The organism is Streptomyces sp. SCL15-4, from assembly GCF_033366695.1.
In the GTDB taxonomy this organism is placed as follows: Bacteria; Actinomycetota; Actinomycetes; order Streptomycetales; family Streptomycetaceae; genus Streptomyces.
This window is the reverse complement of record NZ_JAOBTQ010000001.1, coordinates 7769034-7790443: the sequence shown is the minus strand read 5'-3', so window position 1 is coordinate 7790443 and position 21410 is coordinate 7769034. Positions and strand designations below refer to the sequence as shown.

The window sequence follows — 21410 nt, the reverse complement described above, 5'->3', positions numbered from 1 at the left end:
CGCCCGGCCCGAGGAGAAGCGCGGCACACGGCCCCACCGGGAGGTCTCCGGCGGGGCCGCGTGCCGTGCGCCGCACGGTCAGCCGAAGCTGCCGAGTTCGTCGTCCAGGATGCCGAACAGCTCGTCGGCCGTGGCCGTCTCCAGCCCCGTCCCGCCGGTCGGCGCGGTGCCGCTCTCCCGCCACTCGCCGGTGCCGTCCCAGCGGGCGGTGAGCGTGCGCAGCCGGGCCGCCACCCGGGCGCGCTGCTCCTCGTCCAGCGCCGGCGAGTCCAGCGCGGTCCCCAGCACCTCCTCCAGGCGCACCACTTCGGCCTCGACGTCGACGGCCGGCTCGGCGGCGCGGTCGCCGCCCAGCTCCGTGAACAGGTGCCGGGCGAGGGCGTCGGAGGTCGGGTAGTCGAAGGTGAGCGTGGTGGACAGCCGCAGACCGGTGTCCGCGCCGAGCCGGTTGCGCAGCTCCAGCGCGGCCAGCGAGTCCACGCCCAGGTCGCCCAGGGAGCGCTGGGGGTCGACGGCGCTGCCGGAGGTGTGGCCGAGGACGTCGGCGACGTGCCCGCACACCGTTTCCACCAGCAGGTCCAGGGCGTCGGCGGCGCCGAGGCGGGCCAGCCGGTCCGGCAGCGGCTCGACGGCCGCGGGTGCGAGGGGGGCCGCCGGACGGGCGGGGCGCCGGACGGCTGCGGGGGCGAGGTTCCGTACCAGTGCGGGGGCGTCCTCGGTGACCCGCACGCGCACCGGCAGCAGCAGGGCCCGGTCGGCGGCCGGCGCCGGCGCGGCGCTCAGCGCGCGGTCGAACAGGGCCAGGGCGCGGTCGGCGGACAGCGGCAGGATGCCGTCGCGGGCCAGCCGGCGCAGCTCCGTCTCGCCGAGCCCGGCCGCCATGCCCTCCCCCGTGTCCCACAGTCCCCAGCCCAGCGAGAGGGCGGGCAGCCCCTCGGCGCGCCGCCGGGCGGCCACGGCGTCGAGGAAGGCGTTCGCGGCCGCGTAGTTGGCCTGGCCCGCCGCGCCCAGGGTGCCGGCGGCGGAGGAGAACAGCACGAACGCGGCGAGGCCGAGGCCGCGGGTCAGCTCGTGCAGGTGCCAGGCGGCGTCGGCCTTGGGCCGCATGACCGCCTCCAGCCGCTCGGGGGTGAGGTCGGTGACCAAGCCGTCGTCCAGGACGCCCGCGGCGTGCACGACGGCGGTCAGCGGGTGCTCGTCCGGCACGGACGCCAGCAGGCCGGCGAGCGCGGTCCGGTCGGTGACGTCACAGGCGGCCACGGTCACGCGTGCGCCCAGGGCCGCCAGGTCGTCCAGGGCGCCGGGCTCGGGCAGCCGCCCGCCACGGCCGGCCAGCAGCAGGTGCCGCACCCCGTGCCGGGTCACCAGATGCCGGGCCAGCAGCCGCCCGAGGCTCCCGGTACCGCCGGTGACCAGAACGGTCCCCTCCGGGTCCAGGACGGTTTCCGGGGCGGTGCGCTCCGGCTCCGGACCGGTGACGCGGGTCAGCTCCGGGACGTACACCGTGTCGGCGCGCAGGGCGAGTTCGGGGGCGCCGGTGGCCACGGCGGCCGCGAGGACGGCGGCCGAGGCGGGGTCGCCGTCGGTGTCGACGAGGACGAAGCGGCCCGGGTGCTCGACCGCGGCCGACCGCACCAGGCCCCAGATCACGGCCTGCGCCGGGTCGGGTACGTCGCCGGCGTGGACGGCTACGGCGGACCGGGTCGGCACCACCAGCGGCGCGCCGTCCGGTGCGCCGGCGAGGTGCTGTCGTAGCGCGGCGAGGGTGCGTACGGCGGTCGCGCGGGCCGCCGCGGGCGGTTCGGTGCCGGGAGCGGGGTCCGTGGTGAGGATGCGGGGCGCGGGTGCCGGGCCGCCCTCGGGGACCGGCAGTTCGGTCCACCGCACGCCGAACAGCTCACCGGGCTCCGGCGCGGCCGCGTTCAGCTGGTCGGCGGTCACCTGGCGGATGCGCAGCGCGGCCACCTCGGCCACGGGGGCGCCCGTGCCGTCGTACAGGCGCAGGGTCATGTGGTCGGTGCCGTGCGGGGTCAGCCGCAGCCGCACCGCCGTGGCACCGGTCGCGTGCAGGGTGACGCCCTCCCAGGAGAAGGGCAGGGTGAGGACGGTCGGGTCCTGGCCGTCGAGCAGGTCGATGGCGTGCAGCGTGGAGTCGAGCAGCGCCGGGTGCAGCGCGAAGCCGTCGGCCGCGGCGGGCTCGGGCAGGACGAGTTCGGCCCAGACCTCCGCGCCGAGCCGCCACGCGCCGCGCAGGCAGCGGAACAGCGGGCCGTAGGCGTAGCCCTGCGCGGCCAGGTGGTCGTAGGTGCCGGTGACGTCCACGGGTACGGCGCCGGCGGGCGGCCAGTCGGTCACGGCGAGGGGTTGCGGTGCGGTGTGCGGGGCGAGGACGCCGGTGGCGTGCCGGGTCCACTCGCCGTCGGTGCCCTCGGGGCGGGCGTGCACGGTGAGCCGCCGGTGTCCGTCGGCGTCGGGGGCGGCGGCGGTCACCTGGAGGTGGACGGCGCCGTGCCCGGGCAGGACCAGCGGGCGTTCCAGGGTGAGTTCCGCGAGGTGCGGGCAGCCGGTGCGGTCGCCGGCCTGGACGGCCAGTTCGACGAAGGCGCTGCCCGGGACGAGGACGACACCGGCCACGGCGTGGTCGCCGAGCCAGGGGTGGGTGGCCAGGGAGAGGCGGCCGGTGAGCGTCGTCCGGTCGTCGTCGGCGAGGTCCAGGGCCGCGCCGAGCATCGGGTGCCCGGCCGGGGCCTGGCCGAGGCCGCCCGCGTCGGCGATCGTGCCGGGCTCGTCGTCCAGCCACAGCCGCCGCCGCTGGAAGGCGTAGGTGGGCAGGTCGGTGCGGCGGGCGCCGGTGCCGGCGAACACCCGCCGCCAGTCGACGGGCACCCCGCGCACGTGGGCGGTGCCGAGCAGGGCCGCGAAGGTCCGCTCCTCGTCCCGGTCGCGGCGCAGCGCCGGGACGAACGCCGACCGTTCGGCATCGGCGACGGCGTGCGCGCCCAGGGCCGTCAGGACGGCGTCCGGACCGAGTTCGAGGAAGGTGCGCACCCCGTCGGCCTCCAGCGCGCGGACGCCGTCGCCGAAGCGGACCGTCTCGCGGACGTGCCGCACCCAGTATTCGGGGTCGCACACCTCGTCCTCGCCGGCGAGCGCTCCGGTCAGGTTGGAGACGAGGGGGATCGCGGGCGGCTCGTAGCGCAGTTCCCGGGCGGTCTTCTCGAACTCGGCGAGCATCGGGTCCATCAGCGGGGAGTGGAAGGCGTGGCTGACCCGCAGCCGCCTGGTGCGGCGGCCGGGGAAGGCGGCGGCGACCGCGGCCACGGCGGCCTCGGTGCCGGAGACGACGACGGCGCGGGGCCCGTTGACGGCGGCGACGGACACCTCGGGACCGAGGTGGGGCAGCACCTCGTCCTCGGTGGCGTCGACGGCGAGCATCGCGCCCCCGGCGGGCAGCGCCTGCATCAGCCGGCCGCGCGCGGTGACCAGCCGGGCGGCGTCCGCCAGGTCCCAGACCCCGGCGACGTGCGCGGCCGTCAGCTCGCCGATGGAGTGGCCGGCCAGCCGGTCCGGGCGTACGCCGTAGGACTCCAGCAGCCGGTACACCGCGGTCTCCACGGCGAACAGGGCGCTCTGGGTGTAGAGGGTGTGGTCGAGCAGGCCGGCGTCCTCGGTGCCGGGCTCGGCCCACATCACCTCGCGCAGCGGGCGGTCGAGGTGGGCGTCGAGTGCCCGGCAGACCTCGTCGAGCGCGTCCCGGAACGCCGGGTGGGCGGCGTACAGGCCCCGGCCCATGCCGGGGCGCTGGGCGCCCTGGCCGGTGAAGAGGACGGCCGTCTTGCCGCCCGCGGGCCGGCCGCGGACCACGGCGTCGGAGGCGGTGCCGTCGGCGAGCGCGGCGAGCGCGGCGAGGAGTTCGTCCTCGTCGCGGGCGACGACGGCGGCCCGGTGGGTGAGGGCGGCGCGGCCCGTCGCCAGGGAGCGGGCCAGGTCGGGCAGCGGGCGGCCGGCGACCGCGCGCAGCCGGGCGGCCTGGGCGGCCAGCGCCTCGGGGGTGGCCCCGGAGACGACGAGCGGCAGCAGCGGGGCCGAGGCGGGGCCGGGGGCCGATGCGGGTTCCTCGGCGGGTGCCTCCTCGATGATGGCGTGGACGTTGGTGCCGCTGATGCCGAAGGAGGAGACGCCGGCCCGGCGCGGCCGGCCGGCGGCCGGCCACTGCCGTTCCTCGGTCAGCAGCCGTACGTTCCCCGCGTCCCAGTCGACCTGGGACGACGGCTTGTCCACGTGCAGGGTCCGCGGCAGGACGCCGTGGCGCATCGCCATGACCATCTTGATGATCCCGGCGACACCGGCGGCGGCCTGCGTGTGCCCGATGTTCGACTTGACGGAGCCCAGCCAGAGCGGCTGCTCGCGGTCCTGGCCGTAGGTGGCCAGCAGCGCCTGCGCCTCGATCGGGTCGCCCAGCGTCGTCCCCGTGCCGTGCGCCTCGACGGCGTCCACGTCGGCCGGGGTGAGCCCGGCGGCGGTGAGCGCCTGCCGGATCACCCGCTGCTGCGAGGGACCGTTCGGCGCGGTGAGGCCGTTGGAGGCACCGTCCTGGTTCACGGCGGAGCCCCGCACCACGGCCAGCACCGGATGCCCGTTGCGGCGGGCGTCGCTCAGCCGCTCCAGCACCAGCATGCCGGCGCCCTCGGACAGGGCCGTGCCGTCCGCCGCGTCGGCGAAGGACTTGGCGTGGCCGTCGGCGGCCAGATTGCGCTGCCTGCTGAAGTCCACGAACGTGTCGACGGTCGACATCACGGACACCCCGCCCGCCAGCGCCAGCGTGCACTCGCCCTGCCGCAGCGCCTGCGCGGCCAGGTGCAGCGCCACCAGGGACGACGAGCACGCCGTGTCGACCGTGAGCGTCGGGCCCTCCAGGCCGAGGGCGTAGGCGACCCGGCCGGAGGCCACGCTGCCGAGGCTGCCGTTGCCGAGGTGGTCGCGCACGGCTTCGGGGACGCGGCGCAGCCGGCTGCCGTAGTCGTGGTACATGACGCCCGCGAAGACGCCGGTACGGCTGCCGCGCACGGAGTGCGGGTCGATGCCGGCCCGCTCCAGCGCCTCCCAGGACGTCTCCAGCAGCAGGCGCTGCTGCGGGTCCATGGCCAGGGCCTCGCGCGGGCCGATGCCGAAGAAGTCGGGGTCGAAGTCGGCGGCGTCGTACAGGAATCCGCCGGACCGGGTGACCGAGTGGCCGGCCTTGCCGGGCTCCGGGTCGTACAGGCCGTCCAGGTCCCAGCCGCGGTCGGCGGGGAAGGCGCCGATGCCGTCGGCGCCGTCGGCCAGCAGCCGCCACAGCTCCTCGGGGGTGGCGACGCCGCCGGGGTAGCGGCAGGCCATGGCGACGATGGCGACCGGCTCGTCCGCCTCCCGCGCGGTGACGTCGGCGGTGGACCCGTCGTCCTCGCCGAACAGTTCCGTCCTGAGGTGGGCGACGAGCGCGCCCGCGTCCGGATAGTCGAAGACCAGGGTGGCGGGCAGGCGCAGGCCGACCGCGGTGCCCAGCCGGTTGCGCAGTTCCACCGCCGTCAGCGAGTCGAACCCGGACTCGCGGAAGGAGCGGCGCGGGTCGAGCGTCATGTCGCTGCCGTGGCCGAGCACGGCGGCGACCTGGGTGCGGACCAGCTCCAGGAGGGCCGCGTCGCGTTCGGCGGGGCCGAGGGCGGCGAGCCGGCCGGCGAGCGGGACCAGGTCCGCGCGGGTGGCCGCGGTGCGGCGGGCGCGGGCGGGCACCAGGCCGCGCAGCACGGCCGGGACGTCCGCGGCCCGGCGCAGCACGGCCGGGTCCAGGCCGACCGGGAGCAGCAGCGGCTCGGCGGCACCCAGGGCGGCGTCGAGCAGGCGCAGCCCCTCCTCGGTGGACAGCGGACGGACGCCCGCGCGGGCCATGCGGGCCACGTCGGCGTCGGTGAGGTGCGCGGTCAGGCCGGTGCGCTGCTCCCAGAAGCCCCAGGCCAGCGCGTGTGCGGGCAGGCCGTGGTGGGTGCGGTGGGCGGCCAGCGCGTCGAGGAAGGCGTTGGCGGCGGCGTAGCCGGACTGGCCCGCGCCGTCGACCGTGCCGGCGGCGGAGGAGAACAGCACGAACGCGGCGAGGCCGAGGTCGCGGGTCAGCTCGTGCAGGTGCCAGGCGGCGTCGGCCTTGGGCCGCATGACCGCTTCCAGCCGCTCGCCCGTCTGGTCGGTCACCAGGCCGTCGTCCAGGACGCCGGCGAGGTGGAAGACGGCGGTCAGCGGGCGGTCCTGCGGTATCTCGCCGAGGAGGTGGGCCAGTTGGTCGCGGTCGGCGGCGTCGCAGCGGGCCACGACGACCTCCGCGTCCAGGCCGGCGACGTCCCCGGCAGCGGTGCCGCTGCGGCCGGCCAGCACCAGTCGGCGGACGCCGTGCTCGGCGACCAGGTGCCGGGCGACCAGGGCGCCGAGCACGCCGGTACCGCCGGTGATGAGCACGGTGCCGTCCGGGTCGAGGGCCGGCGTCTGTCCTCGCGGGATGGCACGGGCGAGCCGGGGCACGCGCACGGTGCCGTCACGCAGCGCGAGCTGGGGTTCACCGCTTGCCGCGGCGGCGGCCACGGCGGCGGCGACGGCGCTCTCCGAGCCGCCCTCGTCGGCGTCGACGAGCACGAACCGCCCGGGGTGCTCCCCCTGGGCCGCGCGGACCAGGCCCCACACCGCGGCGCCCGCCAGGTCGGTGACGTCCTCCTCTCCGGCCGCCACTGCGCCCCGGGTCAGGACCAGCAGCCGGGCGGCGGCGGTGCGTTCGTCGGCCAGCCAGTCCTGTACGGCGGTCAGCACGCGCTCGGCCGCCCGGTGCGTGCCGGCGCCCGGGCCGTCGCCGCCGGCGGGCAGCACCGCCCACGCGGGAACGGTCTCCGGCAGGGCCGGGTCCCGGGCGTCCAGGACGGTGTACTCCGGCGCGGGAGCCTCGGGTACGGGCAGGGCCGGCCAGTCCAGCCGGTACAGGGCGTCGGTGCGGGCGGCGGCGGTGAGCGCGGCCGGGTCGACGGGCCGGGAGACCAGGGACTCGACCTCGGCGACCGGGGCGCCGGTGGGGTCGGCGAGCTGGAGGGCGAGCGCGTCCTTGGTGCCGTGCAGCCGGACCCGCAGGGCGGTGGCACCGGCCGCGTACAGCGAGACGCCGGTCCAGGAGAAGGGCAGCCGGGCGGTGTCCTCACCGCCGGAGGTGAGGCCGTCGGCGTGCAGCGCGGCGTCGAACAGGGCCGGGTGCAGGGCGAACCCATCGGCTTCGCCGGGGAGTTCGACCTCGGCGAAGGTCTCGTCGCCGCGCCGCCAGAGCGCGCGCAGCCCCTGGAAGGCGGGCCCGTAGTCGTAGCCGAGGGCCGCCAGGCGGTCGTAGGCGTCCTCGGCCGGTACGGGCTCCGCGCCCGGCGGCGGCCAGGCCGCGAGGTCGAAGGCGGGAGTGGCGGCCCGGGGGGCGAGCAGGCCGGTGGCGTGCCGCGTCCAGGCGGTGTCGTCGGCGCCCTCGGGGCGGGAGTGGACGGTCAGCGCGCGGTGCCCGGTGTCGTCGGCGGCGGCCACGTGCAGCTGGAGCTGGACGGCGCCGCGCTCGGGCAGGACCAGCGGTGCCTGGAGGGTGAGTTCGGCCAGGTGTCCGCAGCCGAGCCGGTGGCCGGCGCCGAGGGCCAGTTCGACCAGGGCGGTGCCGGGCAGCAGGGGGGTGCCGGACACGGCGTGGTCGGCCAGCCAGGGTGTGGTGGCGGTGGCGAGCCGGCCGGTGAGGACGGTGCCGCCCTCGGCGACCGGGACGGCGGCGCCCAGCAGGGGGTGGCCGGTGGTCTGGAGGCCGGCGGCGGTGACGTCGCCGCCGCCGGCGGACCGGCCCAGCCAGTACCGCTCGCGCTGGAAGGCGTAGGTGGGCAGGTCGGCGGTGCGGACCGGCAGGCCGTCGAAGACCGGTGCCCAGTCCACCGGGAGGCCGGCGACGAAGGCCTCGCCGAGGGCGGTCAGCAGGCGCTCGGTGCCACCGTCGTCGCGGCGCAGGGAGCCGAGGCCGGTGACGGTGGCGCCGGCGGTGTCGGCGGTCTCCTCGACGCTGTGCAGCAGCACCGGGTGCGGACTGCACTCGACGAACACGCCGTACCCGGCGTCGAGCAGGGTCCGGGTGGCCGGTGCGAACAGCACGGTCTGCCGGAGGTTGGTGTACCAGTAGCCGGCGTCCAGGCCGGTGGTGTCGAGGCGGGCGCCGGTGACGGTGGAGTAGAACGGCACCTCGGCGGGCCGGGGCCGGATGTCCGCCAGGTCGGCGAGCAGCCGCTCCCGGATCGACTCGACGTGCGCGCTGTGCGAGGCGTAGTCCACGGGGAGCCGTTTGGCGCGGTCGCCGCCGGCCACGATGGTCGCGCGGAGGGCGTCGAGGGCGTCGGCGTCGCCGGACAGCACCACGGAGGAGGCGCCGTTGACGGCGGCCACCGAGACCCGGCCGTCGTAGGCGGCGAGGAGGTCGCGGACCCGGTCCTCGGGCAGGGCCACGGACATCATGCCGCCGCGGCCGGACAGTTCCCGGGCGATGGCCTGGCTGCGCAGGGCGACCACGCGGGCGCCGTCGGCGAGGGAGAGCGCGCCGGCCACGCAGGCGGCGGCGATCTCGCCCTGGGAGTGGCCGACGACGGCGGCGGGCCGGATGCCGTGGGCGCGCCACACCTCGGCGAGGGACACCATGATGGCCCACAGCACGGGCTGGACGACGTCCACGCGGTCCAGCGGCTGCCGGGCCCGTACGGTCTCGAGGAGGTCCCAGTCGGTGACGGGGGCGAGGGCGGCGGCGCAGTCGGCCATGCGCGCGGCGAACACCGGTGAGGTCTCGAGGAGGTCGGCGGCCATGCCGGCCCACTGGGAGCCCTGGCCGGGGAAGACGAAGGCGATGCGGGACTCCCCGGCCGGCCGGCCGCGCACCACGTCCGGCGCGGTGTCCTCGCCCTCGGCGAGGGCGGTCAGGGCGGCGGTCAGGGCGGCCGGGCGGGCCGCGGTGACGACGGCCCGTTCGTCCAGCGCGGCGCGTGCGGTGGCAAGGGTGTGGGCGATGTCGGGGACGGGGTCGGCGGTGGTGGCGAGGTGGTCGAGGAGGCGGCGGGCCTGGGCGGCCAGTCCCCGGGCGCCGTTGCCGGACAGCACCAGCGGGAGCGGGCCGGTCCAGGCGGGGTCCGCGGCGCGGGGCTCGGTCTCGGGGGCGGCCTCCACGATGACGTGGGCGTTGGTGCCGCTGATGCCGAAGGAGGAGACGGCGGCGCGGCGCGGCTCGCCGTCGGCGGGCCAGTCGCGGGCCTCGCGGAGCAGTTCGACGGCGCCCGCCTCCCAGTCCACCTGGGTGGTGGGGCGGTCGGCGTGCAGGGTCCTGGGGAGCCGGCCGTGCCGCATGGCCATCACCATCTTGATGACGCCGGCGACTCCGGCGGCGGCCTGCGTGTGCCCGATGTTGGACTTGACCGAGCCCAGCCACAGCGGCTCGGCCCGGTCCTGGCCGTAGGTGGCCAGCAGCGCCTGCGCCTCGATGGGGTCGCCGAGCGGGGTGCCGGTGCCGTGGGCCTCGACGGCGTGCACCTGGTGCGGTTCGAGGCGGGCGTTGGCGAGGGCGGCGCGGATGACGCGCTGCTGGGAGGGGCCGTTGGGGGCGGTCAGGCCGTTGGAGGCGCCGTCCTGGTTGACCGCGGAGCCGCGCACCACGGCCAGCACGCGGTGGCCGTTGCGGCGGGCGTCGGAGAGCCGCTCCAGCAGGAGCAGGCCGGCGCCCTCGCCCCAGCCGGTGCCGTCGGCGCCGTCGGCGAAGGACTTGCAGCGGCCGTCGAGGGCGAGGCCGCGCTGGCGGGAGAAGTCGATGAAGGTGTCCGGGGTGGACATGACGGTCACGCCGCCGGCCAGGGCGAGGGTGCACTCGCCGGTGCGCAGGGCCTGCACGGCGAGGTGCAGGGCGACCAGGGAGGAGGAGCAGGCGGTGTCGACGGTGACGGCGGGCCCTTCGAGGCCGAGGAGGTAGGAGACGCGGCCGGAGGCGACGCTGCCGAGGTTGCCGTTGCCGAGGTAGCCCTCGACGCCCTCGGGGACCTCGGTGAGCCAGCTGCCGTAGTCGTGGTACATGACGCCGGCGTAGATGCCGGTGCGGCTGCCCTTGAGGGTGTGCGGGTCGATCCCGGCGCGTTCGAAGGCCTCCCAGGCGGTCTCCAGCAGCAGCCGCTGCTGCGGGTCCATGGCGAGGGCCTCGCGCGGGCTGATGCCGAAGAAGCCGGGGTCGAACCGGGCCGCGTCGTACAGGAATCCGCCTTCGCGGACATGGGTGCGGCCGGGGGTGTCGGGGTCGGGGTCGTAGATGCCCTCGACGTCCCAGCCGCGGTCGTCGGGGAAGTCGCCGACGGCGTCCGTGCCCGTGTCGACCAGCTGCCACAGCTGTTCGGGGGTCTGTACGCCGCCGGGGTAGCGGCAGCTCATGGCGACGATCGCGACGGGCTCGTGCGCCGCCTCGGTGATCCGGTCGTTCTGCACGCGCAGCCGCTCGTTCTCGAGCAATGACTCGCGCAGCGCCTCGACGATCTGCTCGACGGATGTGTCCACGGTCGGTGTCGCTCCCTGCTGGCTCGGCGGCGCTGGTGACGCGGTGGCGGGTGCGCCGGGTGCGGATGGCCCGGTGCCGGACGCGGCGCGTCGTCCGGCACCGGGTGGGGTCACTGGGGGGCGCTGCGGTCGAGCGCGGCGCGCACCAGGTCGGCGACGGCCATGGTCCTGATGTCCCTGGCCGGTTCGGCGGGGGCGGGGTCCGCGGCGGGCCCGGACAGTTTCAGCAGGCTGTCCAGCAGACCGGCGGCGCGGAGGCGGGCGACGGGGATGCGGGAGATCAGGGCGCGCACCTCGTCGTCGTCGCCGGGCGCGGCCGGCTCGGGCTCCGGGCGCAGCCGCTCGAGGAGGTGGCCGGCGAGGGCGGCCGGGGTGGGGTGGTCGAAGATGAGGGTGGAGGGCAGGCGCAGTCCGCTGGCCGCGCCCAGACGGTTGCGCAGTTCGACGGCGGCGAGCGAGTCGAAGCCCAGTTCGGTGAAGGCACGGCGCGGTTCGACTGCGGCGGGCCCGGAGTGGCCGAGGACGGCGGCCACTTCGGTGCGGACCGTTTCCAGCACGGTGTGTTCGTGGTCGGCGGCGGGCAGGGCGGCCAGTCGTTCGCCGAGGGTGCGGGCGTGGTCGGCGCGGTCCGGGCGGGCGGTGGCGCCGGCCAGGGTCCGCAGCACGGCCGGGACGTCGTCGGCGCGGCGGCGCAGGGCGGCGGTGTCCAGCCGTACGGGGACCAGGGCCGGGGCGCCCGTGGCGACGGCGGCGTCGAACAGGTCCAGTGCCTCGTCCGGGTCGAGCGCGCCGATGCCGGTGCGTTCGATGCGCTGGACGTCGGCCGTGCCGAGCGCCGCGCCCATGCCGCCGCCGGACCACAGGCCCCAGGCGAGGGAGGTGACGGGCAGGCCGAGGGCGGCGCGCCGGGCGGCCAGGGCGTCGAGGAAGGCGTTGGCGGCGGCGTAGTTGCCCTGTCCGGAGGCGTCGAGGGTGCCGGCGGCCGAGGAGAACAGCACGAAGTGGGCGAGTTCCCTGTCCCGGGTCAGTTCGTGCAGGTGCCAGGCGGCGTCCGCCTTGGGCCGCAGGACGGTGTCCAGCCGCGCCGGGGTCAGCGAGCCGATCAGGGCGTCGTCGAGGACGCCGGCGGTGTGGACGACGCTGTCGACGGGGTGCGCGGTGAGCAGGGCGGCGAGCGCGGCGCGGTCGGCGACGTCGCAGGCGACGATGTCGGCCTCGGCGCCGAGGTCCGCGAGGCCGGCGCGCAGTGCGGCGGCGCCGGGCGCGTCGGGGCCGCGGCGGCTGGTCAGCACCAGGCGGGTGACGCCGTGCCGGGCGGCCAGGTGGCGGGCGACGAGGGCGCCGAGTCCGCCGGTGCCGCCGGTGACGAGGACGGTGCCCCACGGGCGGTCCGTGCCCTCGCCGTCGTCGGCGCGGACCAGGCGGGGCGCGTGGGCCGTGCCGTCCCGCCAGCGGACCTCGGGTTCCCCGGAGTCCAGGAGGGCGGCGAGGGCGGCCCGGTCGGGTACGGGCGCGTCGGGCGCGGTCCGGTCGACGAGGAGGATGCGGCCGGGGTCCTCGGCCTGCGCGGCCCGTACCAGCCCGTGCACCGCCGCGTCGGCGAGTGAGCCGCCGGTGAGGACCACGAGCGCCGAGCCGGCGTACCGGTCGTCGGCCGCCCATGCCTTGAGGACCTCCAGGGTGCGGCCGAGCGCGTCGCGCACGGCGCCGGGCACTTCTTCGGCGCGGGGCGTGGTGACGGGCAGGATCACCACGTCGGGCACCGGGGTGCCGAGTGCGTCCGGGCCGGGGCGGACGGGGACGCCGAGGCCGAGGTCGTCGTCGCCGAGGACCGCCCAGCTACGGCGGTCGGGGCGGCCGGCGGTCTCGGGCAGCGGTGTGTCGGTGACGGTGTAGAGGTGGCGGCGGCGCCGGGTGAGCCGGTCGGCGGTGACCGGCCGGGTGACGTAGGAGGCGACGGTGGCCAGGGGCCGGCCGTCGGTGTCCGTCAGCTCGATGCGGGTGCCGTCGGTGTGGCGGGTGACGCGGGCCCGGGCGGTCAGGGCCGATCGGGCGTGCGCGGTGACCCCGGTCCAGGCGAAGGGCAGCGCGACGCCGTCGGTGGGCCCGTCGGGTGCCGGCTCGCCGTCGAGCAGGGACGTGACGTGCAGGGCGGAGTCCAGCAGCGCGGGGTGCAGGACGTGCCGGGCGGCGTCCTGGCCCGCCGCCGCGGGCAGTTCCAGGTCGGCGAGGAGGGTGTCGCCGTCCCGCCAGGCGGCCCGGACGCCCCGGAAGACGGGGCCGTAGTCGTAGCCCTCGGTGTGCAGGCGCGGGTAGAGGCCGTCGACGTCGAGCGGGACGGCACCGGGCGGCGGCCAGGCGCCGGCCGCGGGCACGGGTGCGGGTGCGCCGTCGGAGTCGGTGAGGGTGCCGGTGGCGTGGTGGGTCCAGCCCTCGTCGGCGGCGGCCTGCTCGGCGCGGGAGTGGATCTCCACGGTGCCGTCGGCGCGGGCGGCGACCTGGAGGCGTACGGCGGTGTCGCCGGGCAGGGCCAGCGGGGCGTGCAGGGTCAGCTCCTCCAGGACGGGACGGCCGGTCAGGTGGCCGGCGTGCAGGGCGAGGTCGACCAGCGCGGCGCCGGGCACCAGGACCGTGCCCAGCACGGCGTGGTCGGCGAGGACCGGGTGGGTGGCGGTGGAGATCCGGCCGGTGAGCAGCACCCCGGCGTCGCCGGGCAGGTCCAGGCGGGCGCTGACCAGCGGGTGGCCTGCGGCGGCGAGCCCGTGCCCGGCGGCGTCGCCGGCGGTGACGGCGGGCGTGGGCAGCCAGTACCGGCGGTGCTCGAAGGCGTAGGTGGGCAGGTCGACCGGGCGCCCCGCGTAGTTCTCGTACAGCACGGCCCAGTCGACGTCGAAGCCCCGGGTGTGCACGGCGGCCAGGGCGGCGAGCAGGCCGGGGAGCTGGGCGGTGTCCTTGCGGGCGGCGGGCACGAAGGCGGTGTCCTCGGCGTCCGGCAGGCAGTCGGGGCCCAGGGCGGTGAGCACGGGCGCGGCGCCGAGTTCGAGGAAGGTGCCGGTGCCCTGCGCGGCCAGCGTCGCGACCGCGTCGGCGAACCGTACGGTGTCGCGGACCTGCCGCACCCAGTAGTCCGCGGAGCCGAGGTCGACGGCGGTGGCCGGGGCGCCGGTGACGGTGGAGACGATCGGCAGCGCCGGCTCGGCGGCCGGCAGGCCGGCCATGACGTCCCGGAAGGCGTCCAGCATGGGTGCCATGCGCGGCGAGTGGAAGGCGTGCGAGACGCGCAGCCGGCGGGTGGTGCCGAAGTGCGCGGCGACCTCGGCGACGGCGTCCTCGTCGCCGGAGACGACCACGGCGCGGGGGCCGTTGACGGCCGCGATCGCGCACCGCTCGCCGTCCACCAGCGCGGCGACCTCCTCCTCGGACGCCTGGACGGCGGTCATCGCGCCGCCCGCCGGCAGTGCCTGCATGAGCCGGCCGCGGGCCGCGACGGCGGTGACGGCGTCCGGCAGCGACCACACGCCCGCGACGTGCGCGGCGGCGAACTCGCCGACGGAGTGCCCGGCCAGCCGGTCCGGGCGCAGTCCGAAGGACTCCAGCAGCCGGTAGAGGGCCACCTGGGTGGTGAACAGGGCGGCCTGGGTGTAGGCGGTCTGTTCCAGGGTCTCGGGATCGTCGCCGAGGACGACCTCGGCGAGGGGGCGTTCGAGGTGCTTGTCGAAGAGCGCGGCGACGCGGTCGAAGTGTTCGGCGTAGACGGGGAAGGCGTCGTACCAGTCGCGGCCCATGCCGGGACGCTGGGCGCCCTGGCCGGAGAACAGGTAGGCCAGGCCGCCGTCGGTGGCGGAGCCGGTGACCAGCAGTCCGGGTGCCTCGGTGCCGTGGGCGAGGGCGTCGAGGGCGGTGGCGGCCCGGTCGGCGCCGGTGGCGAGGAGGACGGCGCGGTGCGGGTGGGCGGCGCGGGTGGTGGCGAGGGCCCGGCCGAGGTCGGCGGGGGCGGTGCCGGTCAGCTCCAGCAGCCGCCGGGCCTGGCCGCGCAGGGCCTCGGGCGAGCGGGCGGAGACGGGGAGGGCGAGTACGGGCGGGGCGGTGGCGGGGTCCGGCTCGGCGGGCTCGGGTGCGGGGAACTCCTCCAGGATGACGTGGGCGTTGGTGCCGCTGATGCCGAAGGAGGAGACGCCCGCGCGCCGGGGCCGGCCGGTCTCGGGCCACGGGCGCCGCTCGGTGAGCAGTTCCACGGCGCCGGCGCTCCAGTCGACCTGGTGCGACGGCGCGTCGACGTGCAGGGTCTTCGGCAGGACGCCGTGGCGCATCGCCATGACCATCTTGATGATCCCGGCGACTCCGGCGGCGGCCTGCGTGTGTCCCATGTTGGACTTGACCGAGCCCAGCCACAGCGGCTGGTCGCGGTCCTGGCCGTAGGTGGCCAGCAGCGCCTGCGCCTCGATCGGGTCGCCCAGCGTCGTCCCCGTGCCGTGCGCCTCCACGGCGTCCACGTCGGCCGGGGTGAGCCCGGCGGCGGTGAGCGCGGCGCGGATGACGCGCTGCTGGGAGGGGCCGTTGGGGGCGGTCAGGCCGTTGGAGGCGCCGTCGGAGTTGACGGCGGAGCCGCGCACCAGGGCCAGCACGCGGTGGCCGTTGCGGCGGGCGTCGGAGAGGCGTTCCACGACCAGCATGCCGGCGCCCTCGCCCCAGCCGGTGCCGTCGGCCGCGGCGGCGAAGGACTTGCAGCGGCCGTCCGCGGCCAGTCCGCGCTGCCGGGCGAAGTCCACGAAGGTGTCCGGTGTCGACATGACGGTGACGCCGCCGACCAGGGCGAGGTCGCACTCGCCCTGCCGCAGTGCCTGGGCCGCCAGGTGCAGGGTGACCAGCGAGGAGGAGCAGGCGGTGTCGACGGTGACGGCCGGTCCCTCCAGGCCGAGGGCGTAGGCGACCCGGCCGGAGACGACGCTGCCGAGGCTGCCGTTGCCGAGGTAGGCGGCGAGGTCCTCGGGGACCTCGGCGAGCCAGGTGCCGTAGTCGTGGTACATGACGCCCGCGAACACGCCGGTGCGGGAGCCGCGCAGCCGGTGCGGGTCGATGGCGGAGCGCTCCAGCGCCTCCCAGGACACCTCCAGCAGCAGCCGTTGCTGCGGGTCCATGGCGGTGGCCTCGCGGGGGCCGATGCCGAAGAAGCCGGCGTCGAACTCGGCCGCGTCGTACAGGAAGGCGCCCTCGCGGGTGTAGGTGCGGCCGGGGGTGCCCGGCTCGGGGTCGTACAGCGCCTCGGTGTCCCAGCCGCGGTCCGCGGGGAAGCCGCCGACCGCGTCGACGCCGTCGGCGACGAGCCGCCACAGGTCCTCCGGGGAGCGGACCTCGCCGGGGTAGCGGCAGCTCATGCCGACGATGGCGATCGGGTCGTCGTCCGGGGCGGTGCGGGCGGGGGCGGCGGCGGAGGTCTCCTCGGGGCCGGTGCCGAAGAGGGTGTCGTGGATGTGGGCGGCCAGGGCGCGGGAGGTGGGGTGGTCGAAGACGAGGGTGGCGGGCAGCCGCAGTCCGGTGGCGGTGTTCAGCCGGTTGCGCAGCTCGACGGCGGCGAGCGAGTCGAAGCCGAGGTCGGTGAAGGCGCGGCCGGGGTCGACGGCGGACGGGCCGTCGTGCCGCAGGACGGCCGCGACCTCGGTGCGCACGAGGTCGAGCAGGGCTCGGTCGCGGTCGGCGGCGGGCAGCGCGGCGAGCCGTCCGTCCGCGGCCGGCACGGCGGCGGTGCTCGCCGCGGCCCGGCGGACGGCCGGGCGGACGAGGCCGGTCAGCAGCGGCGGTACGCCGTCGGGACGGCGGCGGACGGCGGCGGTGTCGATCTCCACGGGCACCAGGTGGGGGGCGCGGGAGCGGACGGCGGCGTCGAACAGTTCCAGGGAGCGGGCGGCGGAGAGTCCGGGCACGCCGTAGGCGGCGATCCGCTGGCGGGCGGCGTCGTCCAGGGTGGCGCCCATGCCGGTGTCGGTGGCCCACAGGCCCCAGCCGAGGGAGGTGGCGGGCAGGCCGAGGGCGGCGCGGTGCTCGGCGAGGGCGTCGAGGTAGGCGTTGGCGGCGGCGTAGTTGCCCTGGCCGGCTCCGTCGAGGACGGCGGCGAGGGAGGAGAACAGCACGAAGTGGGCGAGTTCGCGGTCCCGGGTCAGTTCGTGCAGGTGCCAGGCGCCCAGGGCCTTGGCGTGGAAGACCTCGTCCACCATCGCGTCGGTGAGGGTCTCCACGACGCCGTCGCGTACGGTGCCCGCCGCGTGCACCACGGAGTCCACCGGGTGCCGCTCCAGCAGGCGGCGCAGCGCCTCGCGGTCGCCCGTGTCGCAGGCGGCGATCGTCACCTCGGCGCCGAGCGCGGTCAGTTCGGCGCGCAGCTCGGGTGCGGTGCCGCGGCGGCCGGCGAGGACCAGGCGGCGTACGCCGTGGGCGGTCACCAGGTGGCGGGCGAGGAGCGCGCCGAGGCCGCCGGTGCCGCCGGTGACGAGGACGGTGCCCCAGTCGGCGGCGGCCTCCTCGCCCGGGGGCCGCACGGTCAGCCGGGGCACGCTGAAGGCGCCGCCGGCCAGGGAGAGTTCGCTTTCGCCGGTGGCGAGGGCGCGGCGCAGGTCGGCCTCGGAGGGCAGCGTCTCGTGCTCGATGAGGACGTAGCGGCCGGGGTTCTCGGCCTGGGCGGAGCGGACCAGGCCGCGGACGGCCGCGTGGGCGGGGCTGCCGGGCGGGGTGACGACGACCAGCCGGGTGGCGGCGCGGCGTTCGTCGGTCTGCCAGGTGCGCAGCAGGCCGAGGACATGGCGGACGTGGGCGCGCGCCTGGCCGGCGTCGGCCTCCGCCGCGCCGGGGACGCGGTACACGACGGCGTCCGGGGCGGGCCCGTCCGCGGGCGGCTCGGTGGGGTCCGTGAGGACGGCGGTCCGCAGCGGCTCGGTGGTCGCGGGCCGGGGGTACGGCTGCCAGCCCACGGCGTACAGCACGTCCTGGTCCGGTACGGGGCGGGAGGCGAGGGCCTCGACGGCGGCCACCGGGGCGCCGGTGGGGTCGGCGAGGTGCAGGGCGATGGTGTCGCCGCCCGCGCGGGTGATGCGCACGCGCAGGGCGGTGGCGCCGGTGGCGTGCAGGGTGACGCCGGTCCAGGCGAACGGCACCAGCACCTCGGGGCGCGGCGGGGCGCCGAGGTCGGCGGCGTGCAGCGCGGCGTCGAGCAGCGCCGGGTGCAGGCCGAACGCGCCGGCGTCGGCGGCGTCGTCGTCGGGCAGGGCGACCTCGGCGTAGACGTCGTCGCCGTGCCGCCAGGCGGCGCGCAGGCCCTGGAAGGCGGGCCCGTAGTCGTAGCCCTGGCCGGCGAGGTCCGTGTACACGCCGGTGGTGTCCAGGGGCCGGGCGTCGCGCGGCGGCCACTCGGTGAGGGGGGCCGGGGCGGGCGGGGCGGTGGCGGTGAGGACGCCCGTGGCGTGCTGGGTCCAGGGCGCGGCCTCGTCCGCGCGGCTGTGGACGGTGACGGTGCGCCGGCCGGTGGCGTCGGGTTCGCCGACGGCGACCTGTACGGCGATGTCCTCCTCGGCGCGCAGCACCAGCGGGGCGCCGAGGGTCAGCTCCTCCAGGGTGCCGGCGCCGGCGTGGTCGCCGGCGCGCAGGGCGAGTTCGACGAAGGCGGTGCCGGGGAAGAGGACCCGGCCGGCGATGACGTGGTCGGCGAGCCAGGGCTGCGCGCGGGTGGAGAGGCGGCCGGTGAGGACGACGCCCTCGGCGCCGACGGCGACCACGGCCGCCAGCAGCGGGTGGCCGGCGGGGAGCTGGCCGAGGCCGGTGGCGTCGGTGCCGGTGCGCTGCTCCAGCCAGAAGCGGCGCCGCTGGAAGGGGTAGCCGGGCAGGTCGATCCGGCGTCCGCCGAGGCCGGCGAAGTGCCGCCGCCAGTCGACGGGGACACCCCGGGCGTGGGCGGCCGCCAGCGCGGCGAGGGCCTCGCGCGGCTCGGGACGCTCGCGCCGCAGGACCGGCAGGAACGCGGTGCCGGGTGCGTCGGTGCAGTCCGGGCCCATGGCGGACAGCACGGCGTCCGGGCCGACCTCCAGGAAGGTGCGCACGCCGGCGTCGGCGAGGGAGCGGACGGCGTCGTGGAAGCGGACCTGTGCGCGGACGTGCTCCACCCAGTACTCGGGGTCGCGCAGTTCGCCGGCGGTGACGGGGCCGCCGGTGACGGTGGAGACGATCGGCAGCTTCGGCTCGGCGTAGTCAAGGACGTGCGCGATCCGGCGGAACCCGGCCAGCATCGGTTCCATCAGCGGCGAGTGGAAGGCGTGGCTGACCCGCAGCCGCTTGGTGTCGTGGCCGCGCGCGGCGAGTTCGGCGGCGATCAGTTCCACGTCGGCGGCGTCGCCGGAGACGACGACGGCGGCGGGCCCGTTGACGGCGGCGATGCCGGTGCGCGCGGTGAGCAGGGGTGCCACCTCGTCCTCGGCGGCGCGTACGGCGACCATGGCGCCGCCCTCGGGCAGGGCCTGCATCAGCCGGCCGCGGGCGGCGACCAGGATCGTGGCGTCCTGGAGGCTGAGGACGCCCGCGACATGGGCGGCGGCGATCTCGCCGACGGAGTGCCCGGCGAGCTGGTCCGGGGTGAGGCCCCAGCTCTCCAGCAGCCGGTACAGGGCCACTTCCACGGCGAACAGGGCGGGTTGCGCGTACTCGGTGCGGTGCAGCAGCTCCGCCTCGGGGGTGCCGGGGCCGGCGAACAGGATCTGCTTCAGCGGCCGGGCGAGCTGGAGGTCGAAGTGGGCGCAGACGTCGTCCAGGGCGTCGGTGAACACCGGGTGGGCGGCCGCGAGTTCGCGGCCCATACCGGGGCGCTGGCTGCCCTGCCCGGTGAACAGGAAGCCGAGTTCGCCGTCGGCGCGCGGGGTGGGCGGGGTGGTCCCGGAGGCCAGGTCGGCGAGGGCGGCGCGGAGTTCGGCGCGGTCGGCGGCGACGAGGACGGCCCGGTCGGGCAGCGCGGCCCGGGTGGTGGCCAGCGAGTGGGCGAGGTCCAGCAGGCCGGCCTCGTCCGCCAGCGGCAGCAGGTCGGCGGCGCGGGCACGCAGGGCGGCCTCGCCGCGGGCGGACAGGGCGAACGGCAGCGGTGTCCCGGCGGGCGGTGCGGTGGTGGCGTCCGGGCCGGGCGCCTCGGGTTCGGGTCCAGGCTGTTCGAGGATGACGTGCGCGTTGGTGCCGCTGACCCCGAACGAGGACACTCCGGCCCGCCGGGGCCGGCCGGTGTCGGGCCAGGCGCGCGGCGCGGTGACGAGTTCCACGGCGCCCGAGGACCAGTCGACGTGCGGGGTGGGCGCGTCGACGTGGAGCGTGGCCGGTATCCGCCCATGCTCCATGGCGAGGACGGTCTTGATCAGGCCGGCGGCACCGGCGGCGGCCTGGGTGTGCCCGAGGTTGGACTTGACGGAACCGAGCAGCAGCGGCGCGCCGGCGGGCCGGTCCTGGCCGTAGGTGGCGAGCAGCGCGGTGGCCTCGATGGGGTCGCCGAGCCGGGTGCCGGTGCCGTGCGCCTCGACCACGTCGACGTCGGCGGCGGTGAGGCCGGCGTCGGCGAGCGCCCGGCGGATCAGCCGCTGCTGGGCGGTGCCGCTGGGCGCGGTCAGGCCGTTGGAGGCGCCGTCGGAGTTGACGGCCGAGCCGCGCACCAGGGCCAGCACCCGATGCCCGTTGCGGCGGGCGTCGGACAGCCGTTCCAGGACGAGCACGCCGACGCCCTCGGAGAATCCGGTGCCGTCCGCGGCGGCGGAGAACGCCTTGCAGCGCCCGTCGGGGGCGAGGCCGCGCTGCCGGCCGAAGGCGGTGAACACGCCGGGGCCGCCCATGACGGCCACGCCGCCGGCGAGCGCGAGCGAGGACTCGCCCTGCCTGAGCGAGCGGCACGCCAGGTGGACGGCGACCAGGGCGGCGGAGCAGGCGGTGTCGACGGTGACCGCCGGTCCCTCGGTGCCCAGCACATAGGCGATCCGGCCGGATATCACGCTGTTGGCGTTCCCGGCGAGGAGATAGGCGTCCAGGCCGTCCGGGGCGTCGTGCAGGCGCGGACCGTACTCCTGGATCTCGGCGCCGAGGAACATCCCGGCCGGGGTGCCGCGCAGTGCCGTGGGATCGATGCCGGCGTCCTCCAGGGCCTGCCAGGAGGTCTCCAGCACGAGCCGCTGCTGCGGGTCCATGCCGAGCGCCTCGCGCGGGCTGATGCCGAAGAAGTCGGCGTCGAACTCGGTGGCGGTGTCGAGGAATCCGCCGCTGCGCACATATGTGCTGCCGGGCACCTCGGGGTCCTCGTGGTAGAGGGCGTCCAGGTCCCAGCCGCGGTCCTGGGGGAAGCCGGTCAGCACCTCGCCGCCCTCGGTGAGCAGCCGCCACAGGTCGGCGGGCGAGTCGATGCCGCCGGGGAAGCGGCAGCCCATGCCGACGACGGCGACCGGCTCACCGGGGTCGTGGCCGGGAGCCGGCTCGGCGGGGGTGTCCGGGGTGCCGTGGACCTCGGCGAGCAGCCGGGCCGCGAGGTCCTGGACGGTCGGGCAGTCGTAGGCGAGGCCGACCGGCAGGTCCAGGCCGGTCAGCGCGGTCAGCCGCCGGTGCAGGTCGACCGCGGCGAGCGAGTCGAGTCCCTGCGCGGCGAGGGGCGCGGCCGGGTCGAGCGGGGCCGGCGTGCCCGGCCGGGCCGTCTCGATCGCCTCGGCCACGGCCGTGCGCACCAGGTCGGTCACCAGCGCGCGGTGCCGGGAGGGTACGGCCGTGGCGAGCCGTCGTGCCAGAGCTGAGTCGGATCCGGGCCCGTTCATCCA

General features: G+C 77.3%; 2 protein-coding genes. Both read right to left on the bottom strand.

Going from position 1 to position 21410, the window contains the following annotated elements:
* Positions 1-78 precede the first annotated feature (78 nt).
* On the bottom strand, positions 79-10599 hold the full coding sequence (locus SCK26_RS35230) for an SDR family NAD(P)-dependent oxidoreductase (protein ID WP_318205435.1): 10521 nt from the start codon (positions 10597-10599) through the stop codon (positions 79-81).
* Between the two features lie 110 nt (positions 10600-10709).
* Positions 10710-21407, bottom strand: a complete 10698-nt coding sequence (locus tag SCK26_RS35225; protein ID WP_318205434.1) for a type I polyketide synthase — start codon at positions 21405-21407, stop codon at positions 10710-10712.
* Positions 21408-21410: the final 3 nt, after the last annotated feature.

What these genes read in the sequence shown, in the direction of transcription:
- SCK26_RS35225 (WP_318205434.1), bottom strand. Translation starts at nt 21,407, where the DNA reads ATGAACGGGCCCGGATCCGACTCAGCTCTGGCACGACGGCTCGCCACG.